Genomic DNA, 15,861 nt, shown 5'->3' on the forward strand with positions numbered 1-15,861 from the left:
TGGCGGCCCGGGTTCCCCGCCGCGGCCGCGACCGGCATGATCAGGCCCGACCGACGAAGGGGACCGGGATGCCGACCACCGCGCAGCGGGTACGGACCGCGTTCGACGACGCGCTCGCGCGCCGCGAGGCGCTGCCGTCCTGGGCGCCCGCGGCGACGGCGCGAGCCGCCCGCGACGCATGGTTCGCCGACGCGGACGCGTTCGGTGCCGCCGAGGCCGCGCTCGACGAGGTGGCCGGGCTGTTCGGTCTCGGCCCGGCGGAGGCCGCGCTCGTCGGCGTCGCGCACGTCGTCGAGCAGCACCCGTCGGCGCACGTGCTGGTGGGGGTGCTCGCGGGCGACGAGGGAGCGGCACGGCCCACCGTCGCGCTCGCGTTCGAGATCGCCGGGCTCTCGCTCGCCGACCCGGTGGCGCGAGCGCGGCTGGGTGAGGGTGCGCGGCTCGTGCGCTCGGGCCTCCTCGTCGTCGACGGCGACGGACCGCTGCCCGCCCGCCGGCTCCGGTTGCACGAACGCGCGGCGATGCGGCTGCTCGGCGAGGCCGGACCGCTGGCCCCGGCGCTCGACCGGCTCGTGCTTCCCGCGTCCCCCGCCGACGTGCCCGGGACCGCCGCAGTCGCCGCCGCCCTGCGCGCGGGTGAGCCGCTGGTCTGGGTCCACTCCCCGCTCGGGACGGTCGGGACCGCGATGGCGGTGGCGGCGTGCCAGGAGCTCGACGTGGACGTGCTCGTCGCGGACCTCGAGCGGCAGCCCAGCACGCCCGGCGTCCTGCCGGACCCGCTCGTCGTGCGCGGCGTGCTGCGCGACCTCGTGCTGGAGGCCGGGCTGCAGGGCGCGGTGCTGGTGCTCGGCGGGGCCCACCTCGCCGGACCCCTCGTCCAGGAGCTGGACCGCGCGGTCGTCCCGGTCGTCGCGGTCGGCCGCACGGCGTGGGACGCGCACTGGGCGGCCGAGCTCCCGGCCACCGTCGCCGCGGGCCGGCTGACGAGCGGTGACCGCAGCGCGCTGTGGGACGCCCGGCTGGGCGCGGGGGTGGTCGGCCGGGACGTCACGGCGCTGAGGCTGTCCCCCGAACAGGTCGCCGTCGTCGCACGCCGCGCCCTCGCGGACGCCGAGCTCGCGGACGAGGACACCCCGTCCGGGCCGACCCTGCGCGCGGCCGCACGGCGGCTGTCGGCCGGTGGCTCCGCGGGGGCGCGCGCATCGGCCGGTACCGGCAGCGGCGCATCGCTCGACGACCTCGTCCTGCCCGCACGCACGCGGCTCGAGGTCGAGCGGTTGGTCGGCTGGGTGCGGGACCGTGACGACGTGCTCGCGCTGGGCGACCTGCACGGCAAGGGCGGCAAGGGCACGGGCATCTCGGCGCTGTTCTCCGGCAGCCCCGGCACGGGCAAGACCCTCGCCGCGCACGTCGTCGCCGACTCGCTTGGTGCGGACCTGTTCCAGGTGGACCTGTCGGCCGTCGTCGACAAGTACATCGGTGAGACGGAGAAGAACCTCGAGCGCGTCTTCGGCCAGGCCGAGTCGCTCGGTGCGGTGCTGTTCTTCGACGAGGCGGACTCGCTGTTCGGCTCGCGCTCCGCGGTGAACGACGCGCGCGACCGGTACGCCAACCAGGAGGTCTCCTACCTGCTGCAGCGGATGGAGGCGTCCGAGGGTGTGACGATCCTCGCGACGAACCTGCGCGGCAACCTCGACCCCGCCTTCGCCCGGCGTCTGCACTTCATGGTGCACTTCCCGGATCCCGACGAGGAGACGCGGACGCGCCTGTGGCGCCACCACCTCGGCCAGCTCCCCCGCACCGACCCGGACGACCCCGTGGACGTCGACCTGCTGGCGGCCTGCCTGGAGCTCGCGGGCGGCGACATCCGCAACATCGTCCTCGCCGCAGCGTACGACGCGGTCGCGCAGCGCAAGGACGTCGGCATGAACGAGGTGCGCGCGGCGGCGAACCGCGAGATGGCGAAGCTCGGCCGACGGGTCGGCGACACCCGCTGGACCGTCTGAGCCCCGCCCTCGGGGCGTGGAACGGCCGACGGGCACGGCGAGGCACCCGAACGGGTGATGAGGGCCGCTGATCTGCGTAGCGATTGCCGATGCCCCGCGGCCGCGGACCGGGTCAGGCTGCACCTGGGCGGTGCCGTGCCCGGCCGTCCACGTGTCCATGTCCGTCCGCCCCGACGGCATCCCGGGAGACCTCATGAGCCCGCACCACGCGCGCGTCCCCGTCGCTGCAGCGCCCGCCGGCGCAGAGCAGGCCACGTCGCCGGCTCCGGCACCGGTCGAGACCGCGCCCGCGCCCGCGCCCCTGTCCGGCCTCACTGTGGGCCGCGCCGACGACCCGGCCGAGCACGCCGCCGACGCCATGGCGGACGCCGCGCTCTCCCGGCTGCGCGCCTCGGAGCCCGGCGGCGAGGCGGACTCCCACCGGCACGACCCGGGCTGCGGTCACCTGCGCCGCTCCCCCGGTCCCGCCGCCTCCGGCGCGACGATCGGGCTCGCGGGCGGTTCGCTCGACGACGGTGCGAGCGCGAGCATCGAGTCCGCGCGTGGCGGCGGCGCGGCGCTGCCGACGCAGGTGCGCCGACGCATGGAGACCGCGTTCGGCACCGGGCTCGGCCACGTGCGCGTGCACGACGGCCCGCAGGCGGCCGCGCTGAGCAGCTCGATGTCCGCGCAGGCGTTCACCACGGGCTCCGACATCTTCTTCGGTGCCGGCATCTACACGCCGGACTCCCCCGACGGCGACCGGGTGCTCGCGCACGAGATCGCGCACGTCGTGACCGAGGGCTCCCCCGGCGTGCGCCGGTTCCTGGGCTTCGGCAAGAAGAAGACCCCCGCGGAGAAGGCCGCCAAGGAGGCCAAGAAGGCCAAGGAGGCCGAGGACGCCCGCAAGGTCAAGGAGAGCCACAAGACGCAGGCGCGCGAGGAGTCGAACCTCAAGGAGTCGCGCAAGCAGGGCGTCGCCGGCCGCGAGGAGATGGCCCGCGACCTCGCGCTCGAGGACGAGAACCTGCCCGCTGGGGACCCGAACGCCCCGACCGGCACGTTCACGAAGAACACGCAGGGCTCCGGCGCCGCGATGGTCTCGCTCTACCAGCTCATGGACCAGGCCAAGGCACGCGAGGAGGAGGTCTTCGCCGAGCTGTGCAAGAAGGGCGTCGGCACCTCCGACGCGAAGCGCGCCGAGATGGCCTACCACCAGGTCTTCTTCGACGAGTTCCCCGCGCTCACCTCGGTCCGGCCGCCGCGCGAGACCGAGGCGGAGCGCCTCGTCGCCCAGGTCCGCCAGGTGCGCTCCGGCGCCGAGGCGGGCGAGCGGGCGACCGCCGAGGACAAGGCCACGGTCAAGGACCGGATGCTGCCCAAGGCCGTCGAGGTCGTCTACGACCGGATGGCGACCAAGGCCGCCGAGCTGCTCAAGGCCGACCCCGAGCTGGGCGAGGTGCTGGCCCAGGACGCCGCCCGCAAGGCCGTGCTGCCGTCGGTCGAGGCCAAGACGCAGGGGCTCATGCCCAAGGCCGACGGCCCGCTCGACCAGGCGGGCTGGGAGGCCGCGGGCGATCGGCTCGCCGCCCGCACCCGGCAGGCGGCGCGGGACCAGGCGGCGGTCGAGGCCAACCTCATGCTGCTCGACCCGTCGCAGCGGGGCGGCGCCACGCCGTCCACGCCCGGCGAGAAGTCGGGCCTCGAGTCGGCCCAGGAGACGATGGGCGACGTCCAGAAGTACACCGGCTGGGCCTCCAAGGGCGTCAACACGGTGGTCGGCGGCGGCCTCAAGCAGGGCGGCAAGGACAAGGACAAGGCGCTCAAGGACCAGGCGCAGGCGCAGGGCAAGCTCACGGGCGACGCCGACCCCACGGGCGTGCTGCCCAAGCAGGTCGACGTCCTCGGGCTCAACGACACGGTGGTCAGCGGCAAGAAGGCGCACATCCAGCTCGGCAGGAATCAGCGCGACTGGAACGACAAGAAGGAGGCGCCGAAGTCCGACGAGACCAAGGCCGCCACGGGCATCGCGTCGGTCACGAGCGTCATCAAGAGCCTGATGGGCGCGGTCGACAACGCGATGGCGATGGCCGGCTCGATCAAGTCGTCGTGGGAGACCAAGGACCCGTACGAGGGCCTGAAGGCCGCCAAGGCCGGCTCCTCGGCGCTCAGCGGGCTCGTCGACGCGGCGAAGTCCACCGCGAACCTCGCCAAGACGATCGACTCGGGCGTCTCCGACGGCGTGAAGTCCGTGATTCCCGGCCTCGACATCGCGACGAGCGCGCTCGCGATGGTGCGTGGTGTGACCGACGTCGCCACCACGGGTATGCGGCAGCGCGAGACGGACCTGTCGATGTTCGACGCGCGCGTCAACACCACCGACAAGGTCAACGTCATGGTGTATCCGCTGATGAAGGTCTCGCAGGTCTACACCAAGCAGCTCGAGCAGAACTGCTGGACCCTCGGCACCGCGGTGATGAACTTCAGCCTGTCGGTCGCACAGGTGGCGTCGGCCGGCGGCTTCGGCATCCCGGCGGCGATGAAGGCCGCGACCGCGACCCTGGACAAGCTGCACGACCTCGGTCACTACATCGCCGACAAGGTGCTCGCGTCGATGGCCAAGAAGGCCGAGAAGGAGTCCTCCGTGCAGCACCTCGAGGGTGCCGCCGAGAACGAGCTCAAGAAGCACCCGAAGATGGCGGTCGACGGCATCGTCGTGAAGGCGGCCCAGGGAGACCCGACCGCGCTCGCCTTCCTCGCGAACTACCGGATCGACGGCAAGCCGATCACCAAGGACTACGTCTCGCGGATCAAGCCCCGACCGGTGACGAAGTTCGACCCGAGCAGCCCGGGCGGCAGCGGCGACGACAGCGACGACAAGCTCCTCGTGCGGATCCGCGAGACCGTGTTCGCCTCCCTCGGGACCGACGAGGACCCGCAGAGCGTCTACGACGACCTGAAGTCGCAGATCGGCAAGGTCTCCGGCCCCGCCGGCGGCCTGATGGACTCGTGGAACGAGGCGGGCGAGGTGCGCGACAAGCGCAACAACCTGGCCAAGGACGGCAAGCTCGGCGAGAACACCAAGTCCGACCGCGGCTTCTTCTGGCGCCTGCGGATGACGCTCTCGAGCGAGAAGCGGCAGAAGCTGAAGAACCGCACGGAGGCGTACGAGGGCGTCGAGGCGCTGCCGTCCGGGGTCGCCGGGATCGTCGGCAGCAAGGAGCTCAAGCTCAGCGCGACCGGACCGGAGCTCACGCAGTGGTTCTCCGAGGTCACCGAGGCCGAGCTCGAGCAGGAGATCAGCCGCAAGCCGCGACGCAACTCGCCCGAGGTCATCGACATGCTGCGTGAGGGCCTGCGCGAGAAGAAGGACGCGAAGAAGAAGTCGAAGTCGGGCAAGCCGTGACGGACGACGGCACGCTCCCCGACGACGACCCGGCCGCCTTCCTCGACGACGTCGCCCGCGCGGTGGCCGAGTCGGGCCGCGACGTGACCCTCGACCCGGTGCAGCTCACGCTCGACGTCGGTGACGCGGACGGGATCCGCGTGCTCGTCGTCGTGCGACCCGTCGCCCGTGCCGTGAGCCTGTGGGCCGTGCTGCCCGACGAGGTGCCGGCCGCAACCCGGGCGACGGTCGGCGAGCTCGTCCTGCGCGCAGCCGACGACCAGCTCGGCGCCGTGCTCGAGCTCGACCTCGACCGTGGCACCGTCTCGGCCCGGCACGCCCTGCTCTTCGGCGAGGAGCCCCTCGACGCGGGCGTGCTGACGAGCCTGGTCGGCGCCGCTCTCGACGAGGTCGAGGAGGTCGCCGCCCGCTACGCGGGAGCGGTCGCGGACGTCGCCGCCGGCACGATCGGTCCGCGCGAGGCCGCAGCGGCCGTCCGCACCGCCCAGGTCGAGGAGCTCACGCAGCTGCTCGCGGACGTCGAGCGCACGATCGGGAGCTGACCGGCACAGGGCAGGTTTGCGCAACGACTACGGATGGAACGCACGGCTCGCGCGGCTACGCTGCTCCGGGCCGCGCGGACGTGCGGCACGGACGAGGATCGGGAGGATCGGTGGCGGGACGGACGTCGTCGCGGCGCGCCGGGCTCCTCGCGCCCGGTCTCGTCACGGCCGTCGCCACCGTGCTGACGCTCTCCGGTTGCTCGTTGTTCGACCGGGACGAGGAGCGCACGGACGCCGTCTCGGTGTTCGACGTCGAGGTGGGCCAGTGCTTCCGGGTCCCGGACGACATCACGGTCGAGCTCACGGAGCTGCCCGCCGTCGCGTGCACCGAACCCCACGAGCAGGAGGCGTACGCACGCCTCACCTTCACGGAACCCGGCACCGGGACGACGCCCAAGACCTTCCCGGGCGCGGACGCGCTGAAGTCCTTCGCCGACGCGGCGTGCGCCGCGGCGTTCGCGGACTACGTCGGCGTCGACTACCGCGACTCGTCGCTCTACTTCACGTACCTCGCCCCGTCGCCCCGCGGTTGGGAGCAGAACGCCGACCGGACCACGCTCTGCTTCGTCACGACGACCGGCGAGGAGCTCACCGCCTCCGTCAAGGGAACCGGCTGGTAGTCGAAGGGACTCGATCATGGGCAAGCCCGCAGCCGTCGCCACGGCGACACTGACCTGCACGTTCGGCCTCGCGCCGAGCACGCTGAACGTCCTGCCCGTGAGCGGCGTGCTCGTGGAGGGCAAACCCGCCGCGACGATCATGGACCAGGTCCCGGTCCTCAACATCCCGCCGTTCGGCATGTGCCAGTCGCTCGCCAACCCGACGGTCGCGGCCGCGACGGCCGCGGCGCTCGGCGTGCTGACGCCGATGCCGTGCATCCCCGTCACCACCGCGCCGTGGGTGCCGGGCTCGCCGCAGACGCTCATCGGCGGGAAGCCCGCGCTCACGGCAGGCAGCCAGTGCATGTGCGCCTGGGGCGGCGTCGTCCAGATCGTCAACCCGGGTTCGGTGCGCACGCTCGAGGGCTGAGCCCGCAGCGCACGGGCGGGTGGAGCGCGAGCGCGCGTGGCAGGATCGCGGAGTGAGCAGCGAGACGAGCCCCACCACCACGCCCGATGCGGCCACCACCGCCGAGAGCACACCCGCGAACGCCGGCGGCACGCGCCTGTGGGTCGAGCGCATCGGCCCGCGCCGGTACGTCGGCCACTCCTCACGCGGCGCACGCGTCGAGATCGGCGACATCTCCTACCAGCAGGCGTTCACTCCCGGTGAGCTGCTCAAGATCGCGTTGGCCGGCTGCAGCGGCCTGTCGGCGGACGTGGCTCTGGCGCGGCGGCTCGGCGACGACGTCGAGGTCAGCATCGACGTCGCCGGCCTCGCCGACGACGAGGAGGATCGCTACCCGACGATCTCCGAGCGGCTCGTCGTCGACCTGTCCGGCCTCGAGCCCGACGCGCGAGCGCGTCTGCTGACCGTGATGCAGCGAGCGATCGACCAGCACTGCACCGTGGGTCGCACGCTCAAGGCCGGCGCGGCCGTCGATCTGACCGTCGACGGGGAGCGCTGAGCGCCGTGCCCGCCGTCGTCGAGGCCGCCGTCGCCCGGGCGGTCGCGGTCCCCTCGTCGGCGGTGCACGCGCACGTCGCGAGCGTGCGTCGTCGCCACCCCGACGCGACACCCGCCGAGGTGATCGCCTACCTCGAGCGCGAGTACCTCGTGGTCGTCGCGAGCACCGGTGGTGCGGTCGGCGCGGTGGCCGCGGCCCCCGCGGTCGGGACCGGCGTCGCGCTCGTGCTCACCGCGAGCGACGTCGCGACGTTCTTCGCCGGCTCGGCCGCGTTCGTGCTCGCGGTCGCGTCCGTGCACGGGATCGACGTCGAGGACGTCGACCGGCGCACGGCCGTGCTCCTGACGACGCTGCTCGGCGAGTCGGGCGCGAGGGCCGTCGGCGACGTCACCGAGCTCGGCGCGTTCGGCGTCGGCAGGCTGCTGCTCACCCGCATGCCCATCGCGACCGTGCGCAAGGTCAACCTCACGCTCACCCGGCGGATGGTGCGCAAGCAGCTCGCCCGCCAGGGCGGGTTGTTCTTCGGCCGCCTCCTGCCGTTCGGCATCGGCATCGTCATCGGCGCGGCCGGCGGGCGCGCGCTCGGGCGCGAGGTCGTCAAGGGCGCCCGGGCGGCATTCGGCGCCGCACCGTCGACGTTCTGCGACGTCATCGAGGTCACCGGCCCGCACACGGGCGCCGAGCTGCCCGACGACAGGTCGCTCACGCAGCACTGACCCGGACGCGAGCCGTCGCCGACGTGCGGCGGCTCCCCGAGGCGTCTACCAGCGGTCGTGCACGTGCTCCCGGATGTGCTCGTCGTAGATGCGCGCGAGCGCGGCCTCGACGGGTGCGGGGACGGGCGGCAGGTCGGCCGCGGCGGCGTTCGCGCGCGCCTGCTCGGGGTTGCGTGCGCCGGGGATCACGACCGAGACCCCGGGCTGGTCGACGATCCAGCGCAGCGCGAGCTGCGCGGTGCTCGCCCCGGCAGGGGTCAGGGCGGCGACCTCGCGCGCGGCCGCCACGCCCACGTCGAACCGCACGCCGGCGAACGTCTCGCCGACGTCGAACGCCTCGCCCCCGCGGTTGAAGGTGCGGTGGTCGGACTCCGCGAACGTCGTCGTCTCGTCGTACTTGCCGGACAGCAGCCCGGACGCGAGCGGGACCCGCGCGATGATCCCGACGCCGGCGGCGGCCGCCGCGGGCAGGACGCGCTCGAGCGGCTTGCGGCGGAAGGCGTTGAGGATGATCTGCACGCTCGCCACGTGCGGGCGGGCGATCGCGGTGAGCGCCTCCTCGACCGTCTCGACCGAGACTCCGTAGGCCGCGATGCGCCCCTCGGCGACCATCTCGTCGAGCGCGTCGTAGACGTCGTCGCGCGCGTACACGGCGGTCGGCGGGCAGTGCAGCTGCACGAGGTCGAGCGTGTCGACGCCGAGGTTCTCGCGCGAGCGGTCGTTCCAGCGCCGGAACGCGTCGGCGTCGTACGCCTCGGCGACGTGCGGGTCGGCGCGGCGGCCCATCTTCGTCGCGACCGTCAGGTCCGCGGCCGCGGCCCCGCGCGCGGCGAGGAACTGCCCGACGAGCCGCTCGGAGCGCCCGTCGCCGTACACGTCGGCGGTGTCGAGGAACGTCACGCCCGCATCGACGGCGGCCTCGAGGACCGCGAGCGCCGTCTCGTCGCCGACATCTCCCCAGTCGCCGCCGAGCTGCCAGCAGCCCAGCCCCACGACCCCGACCTGCCGACCCGTCCGTCCCAGCACGTGCGTCTGCATACCCCGAGGCTAACGTGGCGGGATGCGCCCGGTGCACGTCACGACGAGGCTGCCCGTCGGACCCGACGAGGCATGGCTGCTCCTGGCCGACGCCCGCAACCACGCGCGCTGGATCCCGCTGACCACCGTCACGGCGGACGGGCCGCCGGCGTCCGGCGTGCGCGTGCGGGCCGTCTCGGGGCCGCGGGTCGCCGGGCGGCGGTGGGGCCTGGTCGACCGCATGACGATCGTGCGGGCGCAGCCGCCGTCGGCGGGCCACCCCGGCGTCGCCACGTTCCGCAAGGACGGCCCCGTGCTGCTGGGCTCGGCGCAGATCGCGGTCCGTGCGGCGGGAGCCGCGGGTCCCGGTGGCGTGGCTCGCGTCGACGCTCCCTCGTCGTGCCTGGTGCGCTGGACCGAGACCGTCCACGTGCGCGGTCCGCTGCCCCGCGTGACCCACGCGCTGCTCGCGGTGCCGATCCGCGCCATGGTCCACCTCGCGCTACGGTCGGTCCGTCGCGATCTGGCACAACGGATCGCCACAGAATCGCGCGATCACGCAACGAATCGCACCCAGGTGCGCAACGGCACCTGATCGGTTGTGCGCCGGCGCGCTCCTAGGCTCTTGAGGAACGACACGACGCCCGAGGAGCCCCATGACCGCCACCGCCCCCGGCCAGACGCCGCGCCACTACCTGATGTGCGAGCCGACCCACTACACGGTCTCCTACGAGATCAACCCGTGGATGGACAAGACCCGTCACACCGACGCGGACCTGGCCGTGCAGCAGTGGCGTCGCCTGCGGGACACCTACCTCGACCTCGGTCACACGGTCGAGACGATCGAGCCGATCCCGGGCCTGCCGGACATGGTCTACGCGGCCAACGGCGCGACCGTCGTCGGCGGCGTCGTCTACTCCGCGCGGTTCCGGCACCCGGAGCGCCAGCCCGAGGGCCCGGCCTACCAGAAGTGGTTCGCGGACCGTGGCTACGTCACGCACACCGCCGCGCAGATCAACGAGGGCGAGGGCGACCTGCTGGTCGTCGGCGACCTGATCCTCGCCGGCACCGGGTTCCGCACGGACCGCGCGGCCCACGCCGAGATGCAGGAGCTGTTCGGCGTGCCCGTCGTCTCCCTCGAGCTCGTCGACCCGAGCTACTACCACCTCGACACCGCGCTCGCGGTGCTCTCCTCGGACCCCGCGTCGCCCCAGATCGCGTACTACCCGCCCGCGTTCAGCAGCGGCAGCCGCGCGGTGCTCGAGCACCTGTTCCCCGACGCCGTGCTCGCCACGGCCGACGACGCCCGCGCGCTGGGCCTCAACGCCGTCTCGGACGGCCTCAACGTGGTCGTCGCACCCGACGCGACGCACCTGGCCGGAGAGCTGCGCGACCGTGGTTTCCAGCCGATCCCCGTCAGCACGTCCGAGCTGCTCAAGGGCGGCGGCGGCGCCAAGTGCTGCACGCTCGAGATCCGGCGATGAGCACGCCCGCGCTGCTCGGGGCGCTCGCGCACAACTACGCGCCGCTGCCCGTGACGCTGGTGTCCGGCGAGGGCGCGTGGGTCGTGGACGACGAGGGACGCCGGTACCTCGACCTGCTCGCGGGCTACTCCGCGCTCAACTTCGGCCACCGCCACCCGGCGCTCGTCGCCGCCGCGCACGCGCAGCTCGACCGCCTCACGCTGACCAGCCGCGCGTTCGGGCACGACCTGCTCGAACCGTTCGCGCGCGCGCTCGTCGGCCTCGTCGGACCGCTGCTGGCCGGGGACGACGCACTCGTCGTGCCGATGAACACCGGCGCCGAGGCCGTCGAGACCGCCGTCAAGACCGCCCGCAAGTGGGGTTACGAGGTCAAGGGCGTCCCGGCGGACCGCGCGACGATCGTCGTCGCGGCCGGCAACTTCCACGGGCGCACCACGACGATCGTCTCGTTCTCCGACGACCCCGACGCGCGCGCCGGCTTCGGCCCGTTCACGCCCGGCTTCCGCGTCGTGCCGTACGACGACGTGGCGGCGCTGCGCGACGCGGTCGACGAGACGACCGTCGCGGTGCTGCTCGAGCCCGTGCAGGGCGAACGCGGCGTCGTCGTGCCGTCGCGCGACTACCTGCCGGCCGTGCGCACCGTGTGCGACGAGGCGGGCGTGCTGCTCGTCGCCGACGAGATCCAGTCCGGCCTCGGGCGGACCGGGTACACGCTCGCGTGCGAGCGCTGGGGAGTGCGGCCCGACCTCGTCACGCTCGGCAAGGCGCTGGGCGGCGGCATCGTGCCGGTCTCGGCGCTCGTCGGTCGTGCCGACGTGCTCGGCGTGCTGACCCCCGGCACGCACGGCTCGACGTTCGGCGGCAACCCGCTCGCGTGCGCGGTCGGGCTCGCCGTGATCGACCTGCTCTCGACCGGCGAGATCCAGGCCGCCGCGCGCGAGCGGGGCGCCGCGCTCGGCCGTCGCCTCGACGACCTCGAGTACACCGGCGCCGTCGAGACCGTGCGCCGCGCGGGCCTGTGGGCCGGTCTCGACCTGCCGGGCCCCCTGACGGGCCGCCAGGCCTGCGAGCGGGCGATGGCCGCGGGTGTGCTCGTCAAGGACACGCACGGCGCGACGATCCGGCTCGCACCGCCGCTGACGATCTCCGCCGACGAGCTCGACGAGGCGCTCGACCGACTCACGGACGCGCTGCCGACCCGCTGACGATGTCTGCTGACCACACCCGCTGACGATGCCCGCTGACGACTCGCGCAGCGGGATGATGCAGGCATGACCGATCCGCTCGACGCCGCGATCCTGCGCGTGCTCTCGCTCGACGCGCGCGCCACCTACGCCCAGGTCGGCCAGCAGGTGTCGCTCTCGGCCCCGGCCGTCAAACGACGCGTCGACCGGCTCCGCGAACAGGGCGTGATCCGCGGGTTCACCGTGCGCCTCGACCCCGCGGCGCTGGGGTGGCAGACCGAGGCGTTCGTCGAGCTGTTCTGCCACGGCTCGACGAGCCCTGCGACGATGCGCACCGCGGTCGAGCAGTACCCCGAGGTCGTCGCGGCGAGCACGGTCACCGGCGACGTCGACCTCGTCCTGCAGGTCCGGGCCCGCGACATGCGGCACCTCGAGCAGGTCGTCGAACGGCTCGCCGCCGAGCCGTTCGTCTCCCGCACGCGCTCGACCGTCGTGCTCTCCGCTCTCGTGCGACGCCCCGACGTCGTGCCGTGAGCGGTGCGCGGCGCACCGTCAGAGGTCGTCGCAGCGGTTGTTCACGACCATCACGGGGCACTCGGCATGGTGCAGGACCGCCTGGCTCGTCGAGCCGAGCAGCAGACCCGTGAAGCCGCCGCGCCCGCGTGAGCCGACCACGATCAGGTCCGTCGCGGCCGAGAACTCCGTGAGCAGCTCCGCACCCGTTCCGTCGAGCGCGAACCGGCGAACCGCGATCTCGCGACCGGCCAACGCCTGGTCGACGACGACGTCGAGGCCGACGGCCATGTCCTTGAGCACCTGCTCGTGGTCGACGGCAGCCGGGAGCCAGGCGAGCACGCCCGTCATCGAGCCGACGGGAACGCCGGCCACGGCGGTCAGTGACGCGCCCCAGACCTCGGCCTCGTCGATCGCCCGGCGCAGCGCCCGCTCGGCGGACTCGGAGCCGTCGACACCCACGACGATGCGCCGCACCGGGCGCACGGGCGGCAGCTCGGCGTCGTCGGGCAACGGATGGCCCTGACCGTCGCGCAGCGGCACGACGACCGTCGGGCAGTGCGCGTGCGCCGGCAGCGCGGAGGAGACCGTGCCGAGCAACCGGTCGGCGAACCCGCCGCGCCCCCGTGTGCCGACGACCGCCAGGCGTACGTTCCGCGACATGTCGACGAGCACGCCGGACGCGTCGCCCGTGCAGACCTTCGCGGTCACGGGCACACCGCGGTCGGCCACGCGGGCCGACGCCTCGGCCAGCACCGCGGTCGCGCCTTCGAGGATCGCGGAGTCGTCGAGGGCGGCGTACCCGCCGTCGAGCGCGGCCGCGGCGAAGGACGGCAGCGCGTACGAGCACACCAGCCGAAGCCCCCAGCCGCGGGCCTGGGCCTCAGCCGCCGCCCAGTCGAGCGCGTACAGGCTGGCGCCCGAGCCGTCGATCCCCACGAGGATCACGTCGTCGCGAGTCATCCCTGCCCCTCTCGTCGTCGATGACCCGTCCAGTCTCTCGCACGACGGCCCGAAAGGGACGGACCGGACGTCCCGATCGGGACGCGACGAGACTCAGGCGACGTCGGCGGAGTCGCCCCAGCCGGTGAGGTACGGCGCCCAGTCGGCGCGCTGGGGCTGCGTGCCCGGCAGCGGCCCGCGGGGCTCACGCGGAGTGAACGACAGCTCCCAGCCGAGCTCGGAGAGCAGGTGGTCGGCCTTGCGGTGGTTGCACCGGGCGCAGGCCGCGACCACGTTCTCCCACTCGTGCGGTCCCGAGCGGCTGCGCGGGACCACGTGGTCGATCGTGTCCGCGCGGCTCGTGCAGTACGCGCAGCGGTCCCGGTCGCGGGCGAGCACGCCGCGGCGTGTGATCGGCACGTGCGCACGGCGCGGGACACGCACGTAGCGGTGCAGTCGGACGACCGAGGGGGCGACGACGGTGAGCCGCTCGGAGTGCAGCAGGAAGTCGCTGTCCTGCTCCACGACGGCCTTCTCGAGCAGCAGCAGGAGAACGGCGCGACGCACGGGCACCACGCACAGCGGCTCGTAGGAGGCGTTGAGCACCAGCGTCCCGCTCATCGGACGGCGCCCCGCGAAGCGCGCGCCCAGGGAACCCCTGGCGCTGAGCTATGAAAAGGCGGCACGGCATCCTCCCGACCCCCGGACCCGGCTGGCCCGTCGACGGACGTACGTGGTGCGCGACCAGAGTAGCCACGTGCGGGCACCGTCCGGCAACGACAAAGCCCCGACGACATCGCGTGTCGTCGGGGCTTCGTCGAGGTTCGTGGCTGGTCAGCCGATCCGGATGAACACCGGCGAGCTCTGCCAGATGGAGCGGAACTGGATCGTCTTGCCCGGGCGGGGCGCGTCGATCTGCGTGTTGCCGCCCGCGTAGATGGCCACGTGGCCGGGGCTCCAGATGATGTCGCCCGGCTTCGCGTCCGAGCGCGAGATGATCTGGCCCGCGTGGTGGATGGCACTCGTGGTGCGCGGCAGGCTGATGCCGAGCTGCTTGAACACGTACTGCAGGAAGCCGGAGCAGTCGAAGCCGCTCGGCGACGAACCGCCGGAGACGTACGGCACACCGACGTACTTCGCGGCGATCTCGAGGACGGCGTTGCCGGAGACGGCCGCGGGGATCGGGTTGTTCGCGACCCGATCCGTGCTGCGCGACGTGCTGCTGCTGCTCGACGAGCGGACCGGGGCCGGGGCCTTGACCACCGGAAGGACGACCTTGAGGTCCGGGGCGTCGATCGTCCACGCGGCGTCGGCGGGCGCGGTCACGACGGGGCCGGTCTCAAGCACCGCCCGGGCGCCTGCGGTCAGCGCGGCGGTGTCGACGGCGGCAAGGGCGCTGGCGTCGTCGGTCGGGCTCGCCATCGCGGGCGCAGCGCCCAGGACCGACGAGACGACCAGACCGGACGTCGCCGCGGCGACGACGGACCGACGACCGACGGTGCCGAGCTGCTCGGTTGCAGCGGCGGCGGCCACGGTCAACGGCGTCGAAGGCCGACGTGCGGCCCGGTGACGTGCATGAGTCATGCGCGTGCCTCTCCTGACGCCTACGAGGTGAGCTGTCGGGTTCGGGTGGGAGATCACCCGGCCTCTTCACGGACCGAGGTCCGTTCTGAGGCTTCACCCCAAGGACACCGAAGTGCCCATCTTGGTTCCCCCGCCCCTGCCGGCGGTTTCGTGCGGACCTCGGTCGCCGGCAGGGTTAGGCGATCCGACCAAGGGCTTCGCGGTGGAGGGGTACCTCGAAGCAGGTCGACCGTACAGGACGCCCCGCGGGATTGTCACGTTCCGATCACAGGGACAACGAATTCAGTTGGACAAGTGACCTGATGATCGTGGGCCTCCGCGTGATGACGCAGGTCACAGCCCCGATCTCCGCCCGACGAGCCGGTCCGAGGGTCACATCGCGACCCGGCGCGACCACATCGTGGACACCGGGCCCGATTCGTCGCCTTCGCGCCACCCCCACCCGCCGATCCGCCCGCCGATCCGCCCGCCGCCGTCCGACCTCCGTGCAGACGCCCGCCCCCACCGACACGGACAAAGGTCCCACCCGCCGCCACGCGGGGTTGGGTGGAGTTCACGTCGCCGAGCAGCGGGATCCCCACCCACCCCCACCGATCCCCGCCGCGCGGGTGAGGTTCCCGTCGCGTGGCAGCAGGACCTCCACCCACCACAACCGATCCGCGCGCCGGCGGTAGCAGCCCGCCGCGCGGGTGGGGTTCTCGTCGCGTGGCAGCGGCATCTCCACCCACGACCGATCCGCGCGCCACCGGGCGGGCCGGCGCGAGCAGTCGCGCACGCCGTCGGCAGCCCCGCGCGCCCACGGCAGCTCCACGCTGTCGTCGACACACGCGCCGCCGCTGCACACCGCGCACGGGTGGGGTTCCCATCGCGTGGCAGCGGGATCCCCACCCACCACGACCGATCGGGGCGCCGGCGGTGGCC

15 protein-coding genes and 1 riboswitch are annotated in these 15,861 nt (G+C 73.5%); of the genes, 11 read left to right on the forward strand and 4 right to left on the reverse strand.

Annotated features, from left to right (window positions below; all coding sequences use genetic code 11):
* Window positions 1-68: 68 nt before the first annotated feature.
* The 7 genes from CCO02nite_RS08580 to CCO02nite_RS08605 all read left to right on the forward strand — a co-directional run bounded on the left by CCO02nite_RS08580 (window position 69) and on the right by CCO02nite_RS08605 (window position 8,216).
* The gene (locus tag CCO02nite_RS08580; RefSeq protein ID WP_146842701.1) at window positions 69-2,006 is read left to right on the forward strand and encodes an AAA family ATPase; all 1,938 of its coding nucleotides are present in this window, start codon (window positions 69-71) and stop codon (window positions 2,004-2,006) included.
* A gap of 193 nt (window positions 2,007-2,199) precedes the next feature.
* Window positions 2,200-5,391, forward strand: a complete 3,192-nt coding sequence (locus tag CCO02nite_RS08585) for an eCIS core domain-containing protein (RefSeq protein ID WP_186812635.1) — start codon at window positions 2,200-2,202, stop codon at window positions 5,389-5,391.
* Entirely contained in the window at window positions 5,388-5,933 is a 546-nt protein-coding gene (locus CCO02nite_RS15690) for a type III secretion system chaperone family protein (protein ID WP_186812636.1), read from the forward strand. Before CCO02nite_RS08585 ends, CCO02nite_RS15690 begins: the two co-directional genes overlap by 4 nt.
* Window positions 5,934-6,043: 110 nt before the next feature.
* Window positions 6,044-6,553 carry a septum formation family protein gene (locus CCO02nite_RS15695; protein ID WP_186812637.1) on the forward strand — a complete coding sequence of 170 codons (510 nt, stop codon included), beginning with the start codon at window positions 6,044-6,046 and terminating at the stop codon, window positions 6,551-6,553.
* A 16-nt stretch (window positions 6,554-6,569) separates the two neighbouring features.
* Complete coding sequence (locus CCO02nite_RS08595) at window positions 6,570-6,962, forward strand: DUF4280 domain-containing protein (protein ID WP_146842704.1); 393 nt, start codon at window positions 6,570-6,572, stop codon at window positions 6,960-6,962.
* A gap of 52 nt (window positions 6,963-7,014) precedes the next feature.
* Window positions 7,015-7,500, forward strand: coding sequence for an OsmC family protein (locus CCO02nite_RS08600; RefSeq protein WP_146842705.1), 486 nt, complete (start codon window positions 7,015-7,017; stop codon window positions 7,498-7,500).
* 5 nt (window positions 7,501-7,505) lie between these two features.
* Window positions 7,506-8,216, forward strand: a complete 711-nt coding sequence (locus CCO02nite_RS08605; RefSeq protein ID WP_146842706.1) for a hypothetical protein — start codon at window positions 7,506-7,508, stop codon at window positions 8,214-8,216.
* A gap of 45 nt (window positions 8,217-8,261) precedes the next feature.
* Here CCO02nite_RS08605 and CCO02nite_RS08610 read toward each other — a convergent pair whose 3' ends face one another.
* Complete coding sequence (locus tag CCO02nite_RS08610; RefSeq protein WP_146842707.1) at window positions 8,262-9,254, reverse strand: aldo/keto reductase; 993 nt, start codon at window positions 9,252-9,254, stop codon at window positions 8,262-8,264.
* 22 nt (window positions 9,255-9,276) lie between these two features.
* Between CCO02nite_RS08610 and CCO02nite_RS08615 the strand changes: the two genes are divergently transcribed.
* The 4 genes from CCO02nite_RS08615 (at window position 9,277) to CCO02nite_RS08630 (ending at window position 12,435) form a co-directional block, all read left to right on the forward strand.
* Entirely contained in the window at window positions 9,277-9,828 is a 552-nt protein-coding gene (locus tag CCO02nite_RS08615; protein WP_146842708.1) for an SRPBCC family protein, read from the forward strand.
* Between the two features lie 61 nt (window positions 9,829-9,889).
* Window positions 9,890-10,717, forward strand: a complete 828-nt coding sequence (ddaH, locus tag CCO02nite_RS08620) for a dimethylargininase (protein ID WP_146842709.1) — start codon at window positions 9,890-9,892, stop codon at window positions 10,715-10,717.
* Window positions 10,714-11,922: an ornithine--oxo-acid transaminase gene (rocD, locus tag CCO02nite_RS08625; protein WP_146842710.1), complete on the forward strand. Its 1,209-nt coding sequence runs from the start codon at window positions 10,714-10,716 to the stop codon at window positions 11,920-11,922. Before ddaH ends, rocD begins: the two co-directional genes overlap by 4 nt.
* A gap of 66 nt (window positions 11,923-11,988) precedes the next feature.
* A complete protein-coding gene (locus tag CCO02nite_RS08630) occupies window positions 11,989-12,435 on the forward strand; it encodes an Lrp/AsnC family transcriptional regulator (RefSeq protein WP_146842711.1) in 447 nt (148 codons plus the stop codon).
* 18 nt (window positions 12,436-12,453) lie between these two features.
* Here CCO02nite_RS08630 and CCO02nite_RS08635 read toward each other — a convergent pair whose 3' ends face one another.
* The 3 genes from CCO02nite_RS08635 to CCO02nite_RS08645 all read right to left on the reverse strand — a co-directional run bounded on the left by CCO02nite_RS08635 (window position 12,454) and on the right by CCO02nite_RS08645 (window position 14,940).
* Complete coding sequence (locus CCO02nite_RS08635; protein ID WP_146842712.1) at window positions 12,454-13,377, reverse strand: universal stress protein; 924 nt, start codon at window positions 13,375-13,377, stop codon at window positions 12,454-12,456.
* 93 nt (window positions 13,378-13,470) lie between these two features.
* A complete protein-coding gene (locus tag CCO02nite_RS08640; protein ID WP_146842713.1) occupies window positions 13,471-13,977 on the reverse strand; it encodes an HNH endonuclease in 507 nt (168 codons plus the stop codon).
* Between the two features lie 213 nt (window positions 13,978-14,190).
* The gene (locus CCO02nite_RS08645; RefSeq protein ID WP_146842714.1) at window positions 14,191-14,940 is read right to left on the reverse strand and encodes a C40 family peptidase; all 750 of its coding nucleotides are present in this window, start codon (window positions 14,938-14,940) and stop codon (window positions 14,191-14,193) included.
* Between the two features lie 3 nt (window positions 14,941-14,943).
* Window positions 14,944-15,095, reverse strand: a riboswitch (cyclic di-AMP (ydaO/yuaA leader).
* Window positions 15,096-15,861 lie beyond the last annotated feature (766 nt).

It is taken from the genome of Cellulomonas composti (genome assembly GCF_007990245.1).
GTDB classification, from domain to species: domain Bacteria; phylum Actinomycetota; class Actinomycetes; order Actinomycetales; family Cellulomonadaceae; genus Cellulomonas; species Cellulomonas composti.

Excerpts from the sequence above, each read along its gene's own strand:
- CCO02nite_RS08610 (WP_146842707.1), bottom strand. The coding sequence starts at position 9,254 with ATGCAGACGCACGTGCTGGGACGGACGGGTCGGCAGGTCGGGGTCGTG.
- CCO02nite_RS08585 (WP_186812635.1), top strand. The coding sequence starts at position 2,200 with ATGAGCCCGCACCACGCGCGCGTCCCCGTCGCTGCAGCGCCCGCCGGC.
- CCO02nite_RS08595 (WP_146842704.1), top strand. The coding sequence starts at position 6,570 with ATGGGCAAGCCCGCAGCCGTCGCCACGGCGACACTGACCTGCACGTTC.
- rocD (WP_146842710.1), top strand. The coding sequence starts at position 10,714 with ATGAGCACGCCCGCGCTGCTCGGGGCGCTCGCGCACAACTACGCGCCG.
- CCO02nite_RS08635 (WP_146842712.1), bottom strand. The coding sequence starts at position 13,377 with ATGACTCGCGACGACGTGATCCTCGTGGGGATCGACGGCTCGGGCGCC.
- CCO02nite_RS08580 (WP_146842701.1), top strand. The coding sequence starts at position 69 with ATGCCGACCACCGCGCAGCGGGTACGGACCGCGTTCGACGACGCGCTC.
- CCO02nite_RS08615 (WP_146842708.1), top strand. The coding sequence starts at position 9,277 with ATGCGCCCGGTGCACGTCACGACGAGGCTGCCCGTCGGACCCGACGAG.
- ddaH (WP_146842709.1), top strand. The coding sequence starts at position 9,890 with ATGACCGCCACCGCCCCCGGCCAGACGCCGCGCCACTACCTGATGTGC.
- CCO02nite_RS08640 (WP_146842713.1), bottom strand. The coding sequence starts at position 13,977 with ATGAGCGGGACGCTGGTGCTCAACGCCTCCTACGAGCCGCTGTGCGTG.
- CCO02nite_RS08645 (WP_146842714.1), bottom strand. The coding sequence starts at position 14,940 with ATGACTCATGCACGTCACCGGGCCGCACGTCGGCCTTCGACGCCGTTG.
- CCO02nite_RS08630 (WP_146842711.1), top strand. The coding sequence starts at position 11,989 with ATGACCGATCCGCTCGACGCCGCGATCCTGCGCGTGCTCTCGCTCGAC.